The 16,720-nt window shown below is 59.9% G+C and carries 15 protein-coding genes; 13 read left to right on the top strand and 2 right to left on the bottom strand.

What is annotated here, in order from left to right:
- Nucleotides 1–96: 96 nt before the first annotated feature.
- From ACVDG9_RS02680 to ACVDG9_RS02665, 4 genes are all read left to right on the top strand, one after another.
- Nucleotides 97–2,532, top strand: coding sequence for a methyl-accepting chemotaxis protein (locus ACVDG9_RS02680; protein WP_447237245.1), 2,436 nt, complete (start codon nucleotides 97–99; stop codon nucleotides 2,530–2,532).
- Between the two features lie 261 nt (nucleotides 2,533–2,793).
- Nucleotides 2,794–3,747, top strand: coding sequence for a class I SAM-dependent rRNA methyltransferase (locus ACVDG9_RS02675; RefSeq protein WP_022999706.1), 954 nt, complete (start codon nucleotides 2,794–2,796; stop codon nucleotides 3,745–3,747).
- The gene (locus ACVDG9_RS02670) at nucleotides 3,744–4,571 is read left to right on the top strand and encodes a TrmH family RNA methyltransferase (RefSeq protein WP_022999705.1); all 828 of its coding nucleotides are present in this window, start codon (nucleotides 3,744–3,746) and stop codon (nucleotides 4,569–4,571) included. Before ACVDG9_RS02675 ends, ACVDG9_RS02670 begins: the two co-directional genes overlap by 4 nt.
- 5 nt (nucleotides 4,572–4,576) lie before the next feature.
- Nucleotides 4,577–5,434: an SDR family oxidoreductase gene (locus tag ACVDG9_RS02665; RefSeq protein WP_447237244.1), complete on the top strand. Its 858-nt coding sequence runs from the start codon at nucleotides 4,577–4,579 to the stop codon at nucleotides 5,432–5,434.
- Nucleotides 5,435–5,525: 91 nt separating this feature from the next.
- On the opposite strand, the gene ACVDG9_RS02660 is transcribed toward ACVDG9_RS02665, so the two are convergent.
- Entirely contained in the window at nucleotides 5,526–6,161 is a 636-nt protein-coding gene (locus ACVDG9_RS02660) for a peroxiredoxin (RefSeq protein WP_022999703.1), read from the bottom strand.
- A 211-nt stretch (nucleotides 6,162–6,372) separates the two neighbouring features.
- Between ACVDG9_RS02660 and ACVDG9_RS02655 the strand changes: the two genes are divergently transcribed.
- From ACVDG9_RS02655 to ACVDG9_RS02625, 7 genes are all read left to right on the top strand, one after another.
- Entirely contained in the window at nucleotides 6,373–6,831 is a 459-nt protein-coding gene (locus tag ACVDG9_RS02655; protein ID WP_022999702.1) for a YtoQ family protein, read from the top strand.
- A gap of 269 nt (nucleotides 6,832–7,100) precedes the next feature.
- Entirely contained in the window at nucleotides 7,101–7,301 is a 201-nt protein-coding gene (locus ACVDG9_RS02650) for a cold-shock protein (RefSeq protein WP_031268890.1), read from the top strand.
- Nucleotides 7,302–7,369: 68 nt separating this feature from the next.
- Nucleotides 7,370–8,683, top strand: coding sequence for a tetratricopeptide repeat protein (locus ACVDG9_RS02645; RefSeq protein ID WP_447237243.1), 1,314 nt, complete (start codon nucleotides 7,370–7,372; stop codon nucleotides 8,681–8,683).
- A gap of 120 nt (nucleotides 8,684–8,803) precedes the next feature.
- Nucleotides 8,804–10,405, top strand: coding sequence for a B12-binding domain-containing radical SAM protein (locus ACVDG9_RS02640; protein WP_055657417.1), 1,602 nt, complete (start codon nucleotides 8,804–8,806; stop codon nucleotides 10,403–10,405).
- A gap of 48 nt (nucleotides 10,406–10,453) precedes the next feature.
- A complete protein-coding gene (locus tag ACVDG9_RS02635; RefSeq protein ID WP_447237242.1) occupies nucleotides 10,454–11,719 on the top strand; it encodes a TCR/Tet family MFS transporter in 1,266 nt (421 codons plus the stop codon).
- Nucleotides 11,720–11,734: 15 nt separating this feature from the next.
- Nucleotides 11,735–12,415 carry an alpha/beta hydrolase gene (locus tag ACVDG9_RS02630; protein ID WP_447237241.1) on the top strand — a complete coding sequence of 227 codons (681 nt, stop codon included), beginning with the start codon at nucleotides 11,735–11,737 and terminating at the stop codon, nucleotides 12,413–12,415.
- Nucleotides 12,416–12,459: 44 nt separating this feature from the next.
- Nucleotides 12,460–13,131: a hypothetical protein gene (locus tag ACVDG9_RS02625; RefSeq protein ID WP_447237240.1), complete on the top strand. Its 672-nt coding sequence runs from the start codon at nucleotides 12,460–12,462 to the stop codon at nucleotides 13,129–13,131.
- A gap of 144 nt (nucleotides 13,132–13,275) precedes the next feature.
- Here the strand turns inward: ACVDG9_RS02625 and ACVDG9_RS02620 are convergent, their stop codons facing one another.
- The gene (locus tag ACVDG9_RS02620) at nucleotides 13,276–14,319 is read right to left on the bottom strand and encodes a M42 family metallopeptidase (protein WP_022999695.1); all 1,044 of its coding nucleotides are present in this window, start codon (nucleotides 14,317–14,319) and stop codon (nucleotides 13,276–13,278) included.
- Between the two features lie 219 nt (nucleotides 14,320–14,538).
- On the opposite strand from ACVDG9_RS02620, the gene ACVDG9_RS02615 reads away from it, so the two are divergent.
- A complete protein-coding gene (locus ACVDG9_RS02615) occupies nucleotides 14,539–15,342 on the top strand; it encodes an alpha/beta fold hydrolase (protein ID WP_447237239.1) in 804 nt (267 codons plus the stop codon).
- Between the two features lie 239 nt (nucleotides 15,343–15,581).
- Nucleotides 15,582–16,667, top strand: a complete 1,086-nt coding sequence (locus tag ACVDG9_RS02610) for a patatin-like phospholipase family protein (protein ID WP_022999692.1) — start codon at nucleotides 15,582–15,584, stop codon at nucleotides 16,665–16,667.
- Nucleotides 16,668–16,720 lie beyond the last annotated feature (53 nt).

The raw sequence follows: 16,720 nt of genomic DNA, 5'->3' as shown, positions 1-16,720 counted from the left end.
ACCTGAAGCTAAAAATGCGTGATTTACCTAATGTTCATTGCGCTCCGCAATACTGACAGAACGACAATGCAGTTGTTCCGGCTGTGCGGGGATAAAATGAAACGAATATTGAAAGTTCTGACCGACTTGAAATTTGGCTTCAAGGTCGGCGGCGGTTTTCTGGCTGTCTTGCTGCTGACGGCAGTCGTAGGTGGCGTGGGATTTCTGGCCATCCATGGTCTGTCCGCGCGGTTCGTCGTTGCCGATCAGGCGGCCAAGGTTGCCGGACAGGTCCAGGCAACGTCCCTGCTTCGTGAAGACTATCTCAACAATCCTTCGGCAGACCTTCGCAATTCCGTGCTTGAAGGTGTGGCGACGCTGCAAGGCGAACTGGACGTTCTGACCAACGAGATTGCGGGCGACACCGCCTCTGAAGCTCAGGTTGCGGGGGCCAAGGACGCGGTCTCCAGTTTCTCGACCACTTTCGATCAGGTCGCCGAGCAGACGGTGCAGCAGGCCGAGCGTATCGCGACACTTCAGAAAAGCACCAATGATCTGGAAGCACTGGCGACCAACATCAGTGACGCCGTTCTGACGGAAGAAAAACGCATCAGCGCCGAAGCTTTCGCGGCGAACAGCCAGCTGGACGATGCCAATCAGCTTCAGAGAACCGTGTTCGAACTGAAAGACGAAGTCGTCAAGGTTCACATGCTTTACCTGAAGGGCAGCGGCAACATTGACGGTGAAGATCTTACCTCAGCCATCGACACCGCACGCAACCTCGTCTCTTCCACGAAGCAGATGAAGTACAAGCAGATCGACGGTATCGACCGCAAGACCGTGAGCAAGCTGGCCTCGCAGGCGAACAAGCTCAACGCGGCTCTGGAGAACCTCACCAAGGATCTCGGCTTTTCCGAAGCCTATGAAGCACGCCAGGCCGTCGGCAATGCAATCGACGGGATGAACGGCTTTACAGAAGAAATTCTCGGGCAAGTCCACCCGGTCGTTTCCAAGGCAAAGACCGACGCACTGACCGCCTCCACCCGCCTTGCAACGGTGCGCTCCATTGCCGAGAAAGCCACCAGCCTGAATGAGATGGCGCTGGCCGCCCGTGCGGAAACACTCTACCTCTTCGGCGCCTTTGGTGTCAGCGACCAGTCGGCCGTGGAAGAACAGATCGCCAATCTGCAGGGCCTGGAAAAAGACATGGTCAAATACGCCATGATCCTTCCCTCCGCCGCAGACGCGATCAACGCCATCCCTGAATCCGTTGCAACGCTCGACAAGTCTTTCCGCGAGATGCTTGTCACCAAGGCAGATCTGGCCGCCAAACGAGTGGACCTTGACGACCTGACCCGCAAGGTCAGTGCCGACATCACATCCATCTCCGCTGCACAGTCGCAGGCCGCCAATTCCGCCGCCACGGCTGCAAAGGTCCAGATTGCCGTCACGATCCTGCTCGCCATCCTGGGCGGCATCGGTCTTGCCTTCATTCTCAACCTGGCCATCACGCGTCCGATCCGCACGATCACCGGCGTCATGGACCGCCTGGCAAACGGCAACAATGAAGTTGTGATCCCGGGCATCGATCGTGGCGACGAGATCGGCGACATGAGCCGCACGGTGCAGGTGTTCCGCGACAACGCTGTCGAACGCGCTCAGCTGCAGGAGCAGAATGCCCGCGAGGAAGCCTCCCGCCAGGAACGCCAGGCCCGTATCGACAGTCTGATCCATTCATTCCGCACCAAGGCGGAAGAAGCGCTCGGCTCCGTGGAAACCACGGCAGGCGGCCTCGACAACACCGCACAGGCCCTGACGGAAATCGCCCGGGACAGCGCCGGCTACGCCAGCGAAACGCAAGCATCGTCCAACGAGACCACCAACAACGTTCAGACCGTGGCAAGCGCCGCCGAAGAACTGGCGGCTTCGATCGGCGAGATCTCCCGCCAGGTTGCCCAGACGACAGAAATCGTCGACCGGGCCACCACCGGAACACGGATCACCAACCAGAAGGTCGAAGGGCTGGCGGAAGCCGCCACAAAGATCGGCGAAGTGGTGACCCTCATCCAGGCGATTGCCGAACAGACCAACCTTCTGGCCCTCAACGCCACCATCGAAGCGGCACGCGCCGGTGAAGCCGGAAGAGGTTTCGCGGTTGTTGCTGCCGAGGTGAAGGAGCTGGCCACCCAGACCTCCAAGGCAACGGAGGAGATCTCCAGCCAGATCACCGAGATCCAGAACGCGACCAAGGAATCCGTCGTTGCCATTGGCGAGATCGCGGAAACCATGACCGAGGTGAACACCTACACCACGGCCATCGCATCGGCTGTCGAACAGCAGGGTGCCGCCACCGCGGAGATTTCGCAAAACGTGCAGCGCGCGGCGGAAGGAACCGGTGCCGTGTCCTCTTCCATGTCGCAGCTTTCGCAGGCCGTTGACCAGACCTCCTCGTCTGCGGACATGGTGCTGTCGGCTTCCGGAGAACTGACCCAGAAGACCCACGAACTGAAGCGTGAAGTCGAGCAGTTCCTCTCCGAGGTTGCCGCGGCCTGATCGCACACATCTGACCGAAGAGGGCGGGTGAGCTTCGGCTCCCCGCCCTTTTCTTTTGCGCTCGACAGGATCGCCGACGGCAGCGGGAAATTGCCTTTGCGGTGCTGTTGTGGCCGGTCACGAAACCTTTGGACCGGAGGGGTTCAAAAGCCGGCCAGGAAACCTTTTCGACCACAAAGGAACGTCTAATCTACTTTCAAAAGAAGGCAGGATGTTCTATGGCGGAACAACTTCAAACCTGACAGAAAACGAGTGAGACCCGTGGCGGATCAGACCAGTGCCTCCACCTATGCCCCGTCCGGCGAGCCTGCACACCAGAGCTGGCCGGTGATCCTGGAAACCAAGGGCTGGAAGGACTATCGGCTTCTGGACATGGGCCAGGGCGAAAAGCTGGAGCGTTATGGCCGGTTCACCATCGTGCGTCCGGAACCGCAGGCCATGGGGGCCCGGCGGCAGAAGGAAAGTGTCTGGAACCGCGCCGATGCCGTCTTTTCCGGCGACACGGAAGAAGAAGGCCCGGGCCGCTGGAAGTTTTCCGGAAGCGTGCCGGAAACCTGGCCGATGTCATACGGCCCTGTTCGCTACAACGGTCGTTTCATGTCGTTCCGCCACGTTGGCGTCTTCCCCGAACAGGCCGCCCATTGGGACTGGGTCAACGGCAAGATCCGCGCTGAACGCGAGCGCGCACCGGAAAAGCCGCTGAAGATCCTGAACCTTTTCGGCTACACCGGCCTTGCCTCGTTGCTGCCGGCGACGGAAGGGGCGCAGGTGACCCATGTGGACGCCTCCAAGAAGGCGATCGGTTATGCCCGCGAGAACCAGGAGATGTCAGGTCTCGAAGATCTGCCGATCCGATGGATCTGCGAGGACGCTTCGAAATTTGTTGCCCGCGAAGTGCGGCGCGGCAACACCTATGACGGCATCATTCTCGACCCACCGAAATACGGCCGCGGCCCGAAGGGCGAGGTCTGGGACATCTACACCAGCCTGCCCGGCATGCTCGCGGACCTGAAGCAGCTTCTGGACAAGGACGCATTGTTCATGATCCTGACCGCCTATGCGATCCGCTCCAGTTTCGTGTCCATTCACGAACTCATGGCCGAAACCCTGGACACCGAAGGCGGCCTGCTGGAATCCGGCGAACTGGTCATCCGCGAGGAGGACGGCAAGCGCGCGCTGTCCACGTCGCTCTTTTCGCGCTGGAGCAGCAGATGATCGAAAAACGCCAGGGGGCGGTGAAACAGATCACCAGCCATTCCAACCCGATCGTCAAGGAAATCAAGGGGCTCGTCGCGCAACGCAAGCACCGCAGCCAGTCGGGCCTGTTCGTGGCCGAAGGCCTGAAGCTGGCCACCGATGCGCTGGAAGCCGGCTGGGGCGTGCGTTATCTCGCGCTCGGCCCGGAAGCGCGGGACAATCCTGTCGCGCAGAAGGCTGCTGCTGCCGCGAAGGCGCGCGGCGCCCTGATCCTGGAAGCTTCGACCGCCGTCATGTCCGCGATGACGCGCAAGGACAATCCGCAGATGGTTGTCGGTGTTTACGAGCAGAAGCTTCTGGGAGCCCGCGACATTGATCCCGCCGGTACCACGCTCTGGGTCGCTCTCGACCGGGTGCGCGATCCGGGCAACCTTGGCACGATCATCCGCACGGTCGATGCGGTCGGCGGCGCAGGTGTCATGCTGGTCGGCGATTGCACGGATCCCTTCGCGGTTGAAGCGGTGCGCGCCACCATGGGCTCGCTGTTTCATGTGCCGCTGGCCAAACTCGGCAAGGACGAATTCAAGTCACTGGCCGAAAAGTGGCCCGGCACCGTCGCGGCCACCCACCTGAAGGGATCGGTCGACTATCGCACGCCCGACTATGCCGAGCCGGTTCTGCTGGTCATGGGCAACGAGCAGAAAGGCCTGGAAGACGACATGGCAGCCGCCTGCCGTACCTTGATCCGCATTCCGCAAGTCGGACAGGCTGACAGCCTGAACCTGGCCGTTGCCACGGGCGTTGCGCTTTATGAAATCCGCCGCAAGCATCTGGAGCTTTAGAACCTATGCGTCTGTTTATCTTTGGCACCGGGTTTTCCTCCAAGGCGTTCGTGGAAGAAGTGCGTGACCAGTTCGACTGGATCGGCGGCACAACGCGTTCTTCGGACAAGATGGAGGCGCTCCGGACACTGGGTGTCGAACCGTTTCTCTTCGACGGCAATTCTCAAGGCGACGGCGTTGCCGAAGCACTGAAGCAAGCGACGCATATACTGGTCTCGATTGCTCCGAATGAGGCCGGCGACCCGGTGCTGAACCAGTACGCCAATGAGATTGTCGGTGCGAAACCGCGCTGGATAGGATACCTCTCCACAGTCGGTGTCTACGGCAATCACGACGGTGCCTGGGTCGATGAGGAAACTCCGCTCAACCCCGTTTCCAAACGCTCCGTCCAGCGTGTCGCGGCAGAAGAGGCCTGGTTGGCATTTGCCGAACAGAATGACCTGCCGGTGCAGATTTTCCGCCTTTCGGGCATTTATGGCCCGGGCCGGAATGCATTCGAGAATTTCAGGAAGGGCACGGCGCGGCGGCTGGTGAAACCGGGTCAGGTCTTCAACCGCATTCACGTTGCCGATATTGCGGGCGCATTGAAGGCTGCCATGGCTAAGCCGTCGACGCGGGTTTTCAACGTCACGGACGATGAACCGGCCCCGCCGCAGGATGTGGTGGCCTTTGCCGCGGATCTGCTCGGCGTCGAAGCCCCGCCCGAGATCCCGTTCGAAACCGCGGATCTCACACCGATGGCCAGGTCCTTCTACGGCGAAAACAAGCGGGTTTCCAACCAGCGCGTCAAGGATGAGCTTGGGTTTACATTCCGCTATCCGGACTACCGTGTTGCCCTGAAGGCCTTGTTGGAGACGGTGTGATCCCGACGCAGGTCCCTGCCCTGACCAGACTCTGACACGGCGGCGCCTTTTTTCATGCGCCGCCAGCCGTTTCATCCGTTCATTTCAGCCGTTATTTGGGCTGCGGCACGACGCGCAGATAAGGCTTCAGGGTTTTCCAGCCTTCAGGGAATTTCTCCTTCGCCTCTTCATCGCTCACCGCCGGGACGATGATGACATCCTCACCGGACACCCAGTTGGCCGGGGTGGCGACCTTGTGGGCGGAGGTGAGCTGCAGACTGTCGATCACGCGGATGACTTCATCGAAGTTTCTGCCCGTGGAGGCCGGGTATTCGATCTTGAGCTTGATCTTCTTGTCCGGGCCGATAACGAACAGCGACCGCACGGTCAGCGTGTCATTGGCATTGGGATGGATCATGCCGTATGCGGTGGCCACCTTACGATCCGGATCGGCAATCAGCGGGAAGTTCAGGGCAACGCCTTGCGTATCCGCGATGTCACCAACCCAGGCATGGTGATCCTCGATGGGATCGACCGAAACGCCGAAAACCTTGACGCCACGGGCTGCGAACTTGTCCTTGAGCTTGGCGGTCATTCCCAGTTCGGTGGTGCAGACCGGCGTGAAATCCTTGGGGTGGGAAAACAGAACCGCCCAGGACCCTTCGATCGCCTCATGAAAACGGATCGGACCATCCGTGCTGTCGGCTTCGAAATCCGGTGCCTCGTCTCCGAGCAAAAGTGCAGACATGAATGAGCTCCTTAAAATTACGGACCGCAATCTCAGTTTTGCGGCGGTTTACCCTTCAGTTTTTGCGCAGGCTTGTCGAGTCTCCCGGCCCATTCCACCGAGGGGCAAATGAACGCAGGGGTTGACGTTGCCTGGTTCAGCCCCCAGTTTCGGGTCACAACAAGGCGGGGATTTTCGCCACATAATTCAAAAGCTTGCATGGGAGAACCTTATGACCACCTGGCGCGTCTACTTATCCGGCGAAATCCATACCGACTGGCGTGACAGGATCATGGAAGGCACATCCGCACTCAAGCTGCCGGTGGAATTTTCCTCTCCTGTGACGGATCACGATGCCAGTGACGATTGCGGCGCGACCATCCTGGGTGGTGAGGACAACAAGTTCTGGTACGACCACAAGGGCGCGAAGGTGAACGCGATCCGCACGCGGACGCTGCTGGAAAAAGCCGACATCGTCGTGGTCCGCTTCGGCGATAAATACAAGCAATGGAACGCAGCCTTCGATGCCGGCTATGCTGCCGCGCTCGGTAAGTCTCTGATTGTCGTTCATGACCCGTCGCTGACCCACCCGCTCAAGGAAGTTGACGCAGCTGCTCTTGCGGTCGCCGAGACCTCCGAACAAGTCGTCGATATCCTCAAATATGTTATACTTGGGAAGCTCGATCGGTGAGCAGGTCTTGAAATTAACAATTTCATTACCATACTAATAGACACTATGGAAAAGCCCGGGTGTTTTTACCGGGCAACCAGACCTCCGCCAAATGGAACGGCTTCTTGAAGTGAGGCAGTCGCGAAAAGACTGCGCACGTCGATGTCCAGTTCCGAGCAGGGTCTGAAAAGTACTTTAGTATTATCATCAACACTGTCATCAAGGCGTTGAAAAAGGCAGCTATGGAAGCCGTCGTATGCCAAGATGCCAAGAATTGGAAAGAAGACTCCATGCTACATGGAAACGTGAAATGGTTTGATCAGCGCCGAGGTATCGGCACGATCGAACCGCAGGACGGCGAGGACATCCTTGTCGACATCTCGGCCCTGCGCCGGTCCGGTATTGACACTCTGAAGGAAGGCCAGCTTGTGGCATTCGACCTGGAGTGGCGCCGCGGTCAAATGGTGGCTGAAGACCTGAAAGTCCTGTAAGGTCACTTACAGGTCATTACCGGGTACAAGGGCGGTTCGACCGCCCTTTTTTATTGGATTTTTTTCAGATGCAAATTGACGAGAGATTACAACAGGGCATCTCCGCCCACCGCAGCGGCAATCTGGAAGCCGCCCTCAGCGCCTACAAGGATGTGCTATCGGAAGATCCCGACCATGCGGACGGCCTGCATTTCCTGGGGTTGCTGCATTTCGATGCCGGCAAGGCGGACAATGCGGTTGCGCTTATCCATGCCTCCCTGGAAAGGAACCCGCGCAATTTCTCCGCCTGGAACAACCTCGGCAACATCCTGAAGCTTTCAGGCGACAAGGACGAAGCCTTGAAGGCCTATTTGCGCGCAGTAGAAATTGAAGTCCGCCACGAGGAAGCCTGGAAGAACATCTCGATGATGCTGCAGGAAGCCAGCAACAACGACGAGCTTCTGCCCATGCTGCGAGAAGTCGTGCGCCTCGACCCGAACAATCACAGCGGCTGGCACAACTTCGGCATATCGCTGATGCTTGCCGGCAAAAGAGAGGAAGCGGCAGACGCTTTCGAACGGTGTCTGCAGTTCCCGCCAGACGTCTGGAGCGACAAGGGCTGGCATCCGCGCGTACTGTGCGCGCTTGGACGGGCCGAGGTCGCCACACGGCATATGGAGATGCTTGTTGCAACCTTCCCGGACGACCCGGTCATCCGCTATCAGTTTGCTGCGATCCGCGGAGAAGACCTGTCGCTTGCCCCCGCGGACTATGTCCGGGATCATTTCGACAGCTTTTCGGAAAGCTTTGACGACGTCCTGAACGGGCTCGGCTACCAGGCGCCGAAGCTTGTTGCCGAGGAAGTCGCGGAGCTGGCCAGGGAGCGTGACTTGCCGTTTGCCCATGTGGTCGACCTTGGCTGCGGGACCGGCCTTTGTGGACCACTGATCCGCGACCACTGTGCCCGGCTCACCGGCATCGACCTGTCACCGGGCATGCTGCGCAAGGCCGCGGCACTGAAGGTCTACGACTTCCTGGTCGAGGGTGAGCTCGTTGGATTTCTGTCCTCCGACCTGCCGGCGCACTTCGATCTGGCAGTCTGTGTCGACACGCTGTGTTATCTCGGCGATCTGGAGCCTTTCATGCAGGCGCTTGCAGGAGCCCTAGCCCCGGATGGCATGCTCGTCGCGAGCGTCGAGCATCTCGATACGTCGGACGGGCCGGACTACCGCGTGGATGCTACGGGGCGCTACGCCCACCGGCCAGAATATCTAAAGCGCTGCGCAGAGGCCGCGGGCCTTCTCTATGCGCGGGAGAAACGGGATATTCTGCGCAAGGAACTCGGCAAGGATGTGAATGGACTCGTTTTTCACATCCGCAAGCCAGGCGCCAGCCAGACGTGACAGTCTGTCCGCGCGGACGGCAAGTGAATTCGTGCAAGGACATTCAAAGCGGTTGTGCCGGGGCGTAAAGTTGTTACGGTGTCGCCGTTGGGAACGAGTGTCCGTTTGGAGGGACCGTTAATGTCGGAATGCAATGTTCTGCTGGTGTATCCGCGCTTCAATGCCGGGTCATTCTGGAACTATGGTGCGACCTGCGAAATGGTCGGCGCCAAATATCCCGCTCCTCCTCTCGGCCTGATCACAGTTGCGGCAATGCTGCCGGAGAACTGGAATGTCCGGCTGATCGACCGCAACACCGGCGCCCTGACGAACGACGATCTCGCCTGGGCCGACATGGTGATGACCGGCGGCATGCTGCCTCAGCAGGCCGATTGCCTCGCCGTCATCCGCCGTTCGCAGGAAAAGAATGTTCCCGTCGTGGTCGGCGGTCCGGACGCAACCTCTTCTCCGGAAGTTTATGAAGCGGCCGACTTCCTGGTCCTTGGGGAAGCCGAAGGCATTCTCACCACCTTTGTCGACGCCTGGAAGGAAGGGGTCCGCAACGGCCGTTTTTCGGCCGAGAAATTCAAGGCAGACGTTTCCTCCAGTCCCGTACCGCGCTTTGACCTTCTGAGATTCGACGATTATGTCCAGATCGGCGTGCAATATTCGCGCGGCTGCCCGTTTACTTGCGAATTCTGCGACATCATCGAGCTGTATGGCCGCGTGCCGCGCACCAAAACCAACGACCAGATGCTGGCCGAACTCGACCGGCTGTACGAACTTGGCTACCGGGGTCACGTCGACTTCGTCGATGACAACCTCATCGGCAACAAGAAGGCCGTGAAGGGCTTCCTCCCCGAACTGGCGAAATGGCAGAAGGAACGCAGCTACCCGTTCGAAATGTCGACCGAGGCTTCCCTCAATCTGGCGGACGACGAAGCCTTGTTGAAGATGATGCAGCAGGCCGGATATTTCTCGGTCTTCATCGGCATCGAAAGCCCGGACCCGGACGTTCTGGTCGCGACACGCAAGAAACAGAACACACGCCGCGACATCGCCAAGAGCGTGCACAAGATCTACGATGCCGGCATCTTCGTGCTGGCCGGCTTCATTGTCGGCTTCGACGAGGAAAGCGACAAGGTGGCGGACGAGATCTCGGCACTGATCGAGGAAGCCGCGATCCCTGTCGCGATGACCGGGCTGCTCTATGCCCTGCCGAACACCCAGCTGACGCGCCGGCTCGCCAAGGAAGGCCGTCTGCATGCGGATTTCGCCACCGATGATCCGGATACGGAACATGGCGATCAGTGCACCGCCGGCCTCAACTTCACCACAGTGCGCCCGCGCGCGCAGATCCTGGAAGACTTCAAGCAGGTCATCGACCGGGTATATGGTCCGGAAGCCTACTTCGGCCGCGTTCAGAAGGTGGCTTCCATGCTCGACATGAGCGGCGCTAACGGCTCGATCTTCGGCGCCGGGTTCTTCCACGATATCAAGCTGTTCGGCCGTCTTATCCTGGCAATGACCTTCAAGGAAACCACCTATCGCGGGCCCTTCTGGAAAACCCTGATCAAGACCGCCTTCACCAATTTCAGGGCGATCAAGCCGGTCATGATGATGCTTGCGCTCTATGTGCACCTGGGGCCGTTCTCCCGGTTCGTGGTTGCCCAGATCGACAAGCAGATTGCCGATATCGAAAAAGGCAACTGGGAACAGCCGGCGCTGGTGGCCGCCGAGTAATCGGGTAAGGTCACCGTCCTTCAGCTGACGGGATTGGCGGGAAAAGAGTTGCGGTCCGGTATCTCCAAACGCAGCGCGCTGGGGTTCATCCTGGTCACGCTGGTTCTCAATTCCATGGGCATCGGCCTGATGATGCCGGTCATGCCCTCGCTCCTGACCGAACTCACCTCGCTGCCCGTGAGCGAAGCCGCCCGCTGGGGCGGTGCACTGAGCGTCGTCTACGCCTTGATGCAGTTCGCCTTCGGTCCGACGCTCGGCAATCTGTCCGACCGCTTTGGCCGCCGTCCGGTGCTGCTGGTGTCCATGTTCGCCATGGCCGTCGACTACCTGATCATGGCCTTCTCCTGGCATCTGGCCGTGCTGTTCATCGGCAGAACCCTGTCGGGTGTCGCCGGAGCAACCTTCTCGGCCGCATCAGCCTTTATTGCCGACGTGTCGTCCAAGGAAGACAGGGCCAAGAACTTCGGCCTTGTCGGGGCCGGATTTGGTGTCGGCTTCGTACTCGGGCCGATGATCGGCGGGTACCTCGGCGAATACGGACCGCGTGCGCCCTTTTATGCCGCCGCAGGCCTTTCCTTCGTCAATTTCCTCTTCGGCTATTTCATGCTGCCGGAAACGCTGAAGGACGAAAACAGAAGAGATTTTGACTGGAAACGGGCCAATCCATTCGGGGCCTTCAAGCAGATCGCCGCCTATCCGGCGGTGCGCACGCTGCTTCTGGCCATCTTCCTGTTCGACATCGCCCATTACGTCTACCCGTCCGTCTGGAGCTACTATGCGGAGGAGGTCTTCTCCTGGAGCCCCGGAGACATCGGTCTGTCACTTGCGGCCGTCGGTGTCGGGTTTGCCTTCGTTCAGGGATACCTGATCCGTGTCCTGGAACCAAAGCTCGGGCCCGGCCGGACACTCTTCATCGGACTGGCCGCCAACCTCGTGGCCTTTGCCGGTCTCGCCGTCGCCGATACCGGCTGGATGGCCTATCTGCTGATCTCGTTCGCGGCGCTTGGTGCGATGGCGACGCCTGCCTTCACCGGTCTGATGTCGGTCCGTGTCCCGGACAATGCGCAAGGCGAATTGCAAGGCCTGATTGCCAGTGCCGCCGGCCTTTCCATGGTGGTGAGCCCGCTGGTGATGACCCAGGTCTTTGCCACGTTTTCAGGTCCTGAGGCGGCGATTTCCTTTCCCGGCGCGCCGTTTGCCCTGGCAGGCGTGCTGATCCTCGCCGCCATGCTGATCGCCCTTCCCTTCATGCGTCTTCAGGAAAGACTGCCGTCACCTTCCGAGACGGCCGACCGAAAGACACCAGCCGAATAATCAGGTTCCCCAAAAGTGACAGGCACCTTTCCTCCCCTTCTCGACGGTCAACGTCTTGCACCGGCCTCCGGCAAACCCGCCCGTCAGCTGGTTGTGATCCTGCATGGCTACGGCGCGGATGGTCTTGACCTGATCGACCTCGGGCGCGCCTGGCAGGGACAGCTTCCCGATGCGGCTTTTGTTGCGCCGAACGCTCCTGAACACCTTCCCTTCGAAGCGCTTGGCGGGCGGCAATGGTTTGCACTCCAGGAGCGCGATCCCAATGAATACCGCCTCGGCGCGCAGGCCGCTCAACCGGTGCTCGACCGGTTTCTGGACGACGAACTGGCCCGCCATTCGCTGGACGGCAGCGCGTTGGCATTGGTCGGCTTCAGCCAGGGAGCCATGATGACCTTTCAATGCGGCCTGCGCCGCCCGTCTCCACCAGCGGCCCTGATCGGTTATTCCGGACTGTTGCCGGGAGCCGGCCAGCTGGGTCCGGTCAACACACAGAGCCCGGTGCTGATTGTCCATGGCGAGGAAGACGATGTCGTTGCCAGCTATCATGCCCAGGCAGCACAAAAGGCGCTTGACGATGCCGGGGTTTCCTCAAGCCTGCACCTTTTGGCCGGCCTCGGCCATTCGATTGACGAGCGCGGCATGGTGCTGGGCGGGCGGTTTCTGGAAAAGGCATTTGGCCCGGCAATGCCGGTCTGAAGACGGCCTTGCATTGGTTAATAGCCTGTTAACGGTTTTGCAGGATGCTTTCTGCAACTGTGCCGGACCAGAAAGGGCCGGACAAGCCGGGATCCGAAGCCATGCAGATTTCCATCGAAACCACTACGCAAAGCGCGAGCCTTTTTACGGCTTCCTTTTCGAATGGCGGCGCTGAAGGCCAGAAGAACGATCCCAAGGGCAACGCCTACGGCCACGAGATCGGCCAGCGGAATGGCCACGACAAGTCCCCCGCCGTCAATGCTCTGGAAGCAGCCAGCAAACAGGCCGAGGAAGACGCGGTCGTGATCGCCGCCCTTCAGGATGCGGTCGAAAAAGGCAAAGGCAAGGACGACGACAAGGAAAAGGACGGCGCGCTGGCGACCGTTGAGGACTATCAGAAGACTGCCGGCAAACTGAAGGTGGCTCTTGGTGAAGAGGAAAGCGGCGCTTCGGCGAATGTCGCCTACGAAAGCGCGACGATTTCAACGACCACCATTGAAGCCGAAATCGGTGGTGAAACCGTTTCCGCGCAGTTCGTATCCTTCGAGCGGGTGTCCTACGACAGCGAAACCGGGCTGTCCGTCCGCACCGCAAACGCCTCTTCCATCGAAGGCAACTTCGACAACGGCTCCTTCAGCTACCAGAGCGCTGCCGTCAGCGAGCTTTATGCAGGCACCGGCGACCAGGTTTCGAACCTCCTCGGCCTGGTAGCCTGAGCAGGCAGCCCTTCCGCGTACGCTCCGGTTGGGACGTGGGCTGGACCGGACTGCCGGATCAAGTCCGGCAATGACGCAGGTGGGAAAAAACCAGATCTGACACCTGACTTAAAAAGGGGAGCCGAAGCTCCCCTTTTCCATGCCTTACGCCTTTTTCAGGTAGGCGACGATGATGTCCAGAGCCGCCTGAAGGTCACCCTTGTCGATCATTTCAGTGACCGTGTGAATGTAGCGGGTGCCGACAACGATGCCGATTGCCTTGGCACCGGCAGCCGCCTGCTGGGCAGCCGCGCCGTCCTGGCCACCAGCCGCCAGCATGGTGCGCTGGAACGGGATCTTTTCCTTGACCGCAATGGCTTCGATTTCCTTCACCAGGTCGCGGTCCGCGATGAAGCTGGAATCCTTTACGTGCAGACCGAAGCCTTCGCCCTGCACAGTGGTGCGGTCCTGCTCGGGAACGCCCGGCGTGTCGCAGGCAAGCGTGGTATCGATGCCAAGCCCGATGTCCGGCGCAATGGCGAAGGACGCGGTGCGCGCGCCGCGCAGGCCGACTTCTTCCTGGCAGGTGAAGGCGACATGAATTTCGCAATCATGCTTGGCCTTGCCCAGACCCCTGATCGCCTCGATGCCGAGCCAGCAGGCGATGCGGTTGTCGAGCGCCTTGGAGACGACCTTGTCGCCGATCTCGATCAGCGGCTCGTCCATGGTCACCATGTCGCCGACCTTGACGATCTCCTTGGTCTTTTCGCCAAGGCCCATGTCGATGACGAATTCCTTGGGCTCAGGCACCTTCTTGCGCTCTTCCGGAGAAGAGATGTGGATCGGCTTGCCGCCCGGGTTCATCACCCCCTTGAAGTCGCCTTCATCGGTAGACACCAGTACGCGGCGGGAGAACAGGTTGCGGGCATCGAAGCCACCAACGGGCTGCACGTGAACGAAGCCCTTGTCCGTGACATGTGAGACCAGGAAGCCGATCTCATCCATGTGGCACAGAAGCATGACCTTCTTCGGGGTCCCCTTCTTGGAAGCCTTGCGGCTGTCGCGGCGGCAAAGCAGCGAACCCATCGGGTCGACGGTAACCTCGTCGAACAAGCCCTTGATTTCCGCCTGAATCAGGTCGCGGACCCGGTGTTCGTGACCCGGTACACCCGGCGTTTCGCAAAGTCGGCGAAGCAGATCGATATTCATGGAACTTCCTGTGAAGGTTGGAAAATCGGCACGATCCTAGTCCGAAAGACCGCGCGGGATAAAGAGCCAAGACAGATTAGTTCGAAAAGAGAGGCTTGTTGCAGGTGCATGGCCTGCGATAAGCCTCGGCGGGAAACCGCATCCCCCATGCGAATCCTGACAGACCGTTCCGCCGTTTTCCGGCACAGCCCTTCAATGCGAATGGAAAGGTTTTCTTCTTTGACCACTCTTTTGTCCGGCACCGTCCATGTCGAAACGCGCGCCGTCACGGTCGGCAACTCCACCGTTCACGTTCGCTGCTGGACACCTGAAGATCGTTTGCCCGGCAAGGTGCCGGTGCTCCTGTTTCACGATTCTCTTGGCTGTATCGCCCTCTGGCGTGATTTTCCCGAACGCCTTGCCGTGGCCAGCGGACGGGTCGTGATTGCCTATGACAGGCCCGGCTTCGGCCAGTCGTCGGTGCGCGAAGACATCCTGCCCGCAAGCTTCATTGCGGATGAAGGCAGAACGGTTGTGCCCGCGCTGTGCGAGCAGCTGGACCTCACGCGATTTGTTGCCTGTGGGCACAGCGTCGGTGGTGGCATGGCGGTGCATACGGCCGCACAGCATCCCGAGAAGGTCACGGCCCTGGTCACGATTGCCGCTCAGGCGCTTATCGAGGACCGCACCCTGGAAGGTGTGCGCGAAGCACGCACCGCGTTTGCCGATCCCGGCGCCTTCGACAGACTTGCGCTCTATCACGGCGACAAGGCGCGCTGGGTGCTGGATGCCTGGACGGAGTCATGGCTTTCGCCCGCCTTCGCCCATTGGTCCCTTGACGATGCGCTTGCCGGTGTCCGCTGCAGCACCCTTGCGATCCACGGCGCACTGGACGAATACGGATCAACCCGCCACCCGGAACACATCGCCAATAGCACCGGCGGACAAAAGGTCATCCTGGAAGGAAGAGGGCACACGCCTCACAGGGAATGCCCGGACCTGCTGGTTGAAACCATTTCCAGTTTCCTGGTGAATGTTTCGTGATCCAGCACCCGGGCTGGCTGCTGGCCGTCGAAAGAAAAGGAAAACTGCGGTCGGTCTTCGCAGATTAGCGAAGTCGGTTTAACTTCTTGCTCGCCAATTTCGAAAAATCGTCCGCCTGTTTTTCGCTTTGCCATTGCAGTGTCGCAATTGATGACAACATTCTAAAGGTAAGCAAAAAGCGTCTCCCGTCTTCTCGGAGAGATGTAGCGCCTTCCATTGCGACGATCCCGGGGAATCCGATGACCCAGAAAAAACGTTTTATTCTTTCCATTGACGGCGGCGGCATTCGTGGCCTCATTCCGCTTCGGCTGCTTGAGACACTTGAAAGCCGATTGAGCCAGCGCGGCGTTAGCGAGCCGCTGCACCAGGTTTTCGATCTGATGGCCGGTTCTTCTACCGGCGGCCTCATTGCTGCAGGCCTATCCGCACCACGCCCAGGCGGCACCGCCGGCGCACCTGCCGCGACCATTGATGAGCTGCGCAGCTTCTTCGAACGCGACGCGCGGGAAATCTTCAAATCATCAATCTCGGCACGACTGGCCAGAACCGTCACCAGTTCGCTTGGCCTGTTCGACGAGACCTACGATCCGCGGCCGCTTGAAAAGCTGCTGAAGGAACGCTTCGGCTGGACCTCCATGGCCAGCGGCCTGACCCACCTTGTCCTGACCGCCTACGATCTGGAACAGCGCAAACCCGTATTCCTGACAAACGGCCTTGAAGCCAGCAGCGGCCGGCCGGATGACTATTATTTCTGGCAAGCTGTTCGTGCGACCACCGCCACCCCCTCGTATTTCGAACCGGCACGCGTTGAAAATCTCAGCCGCCGGCGCGAGGAAGCCCTGATCGATGGAACGGTCTTCATGAAGGACCCGACAGTGGCAGCGTATCTGGAAGCCCGCAATCTTGGCTGGGGCGACGACGAGATCGTCATCCTGTCGCTTGGCACCGGCCGGGCACCGGCACGGTCGTTCCTTTACAAGGACGCCGTTGGCTGGGGTGCCCTCGGCTGGCTGCAGCCCTCCAAGGGCGCGCCGCTGATGTCGATCCTGGCCGACGCGCAAAGCCAGACGACCTCCGATCAGGCACGGCAGCTCTTTGCAGAACTGCCGAACGTGACCTATCACAGGCTCGACGCCGATCTTCCACCGGAAGCCGAAGACATCGACAATGCCCGTCCCGGCAACATCATCACGCTGAATGGTGCTGCAGACAGGGTGATCCGCGACAACACGGTATTCCTCGACGCGTTCGCCGACATGATTGCGGCGCATGTGGATAATAGCGAATCGGATGCGGAAGCACCCGATTTGGTGCATGCTGCCTGACGAGTGAGGTGATCGTCGCGGCGGGAGCAACGACGGCGGAACACCCAGACTGG

The sequence above is a fragment of the Roseibium sp. RP-7 genome, assembly GCF_053005225.1.
Note: the sequence above shows the minus strand (reverse complement) of the source record. Positions and strands in the feature narration are given on the sequence as shown.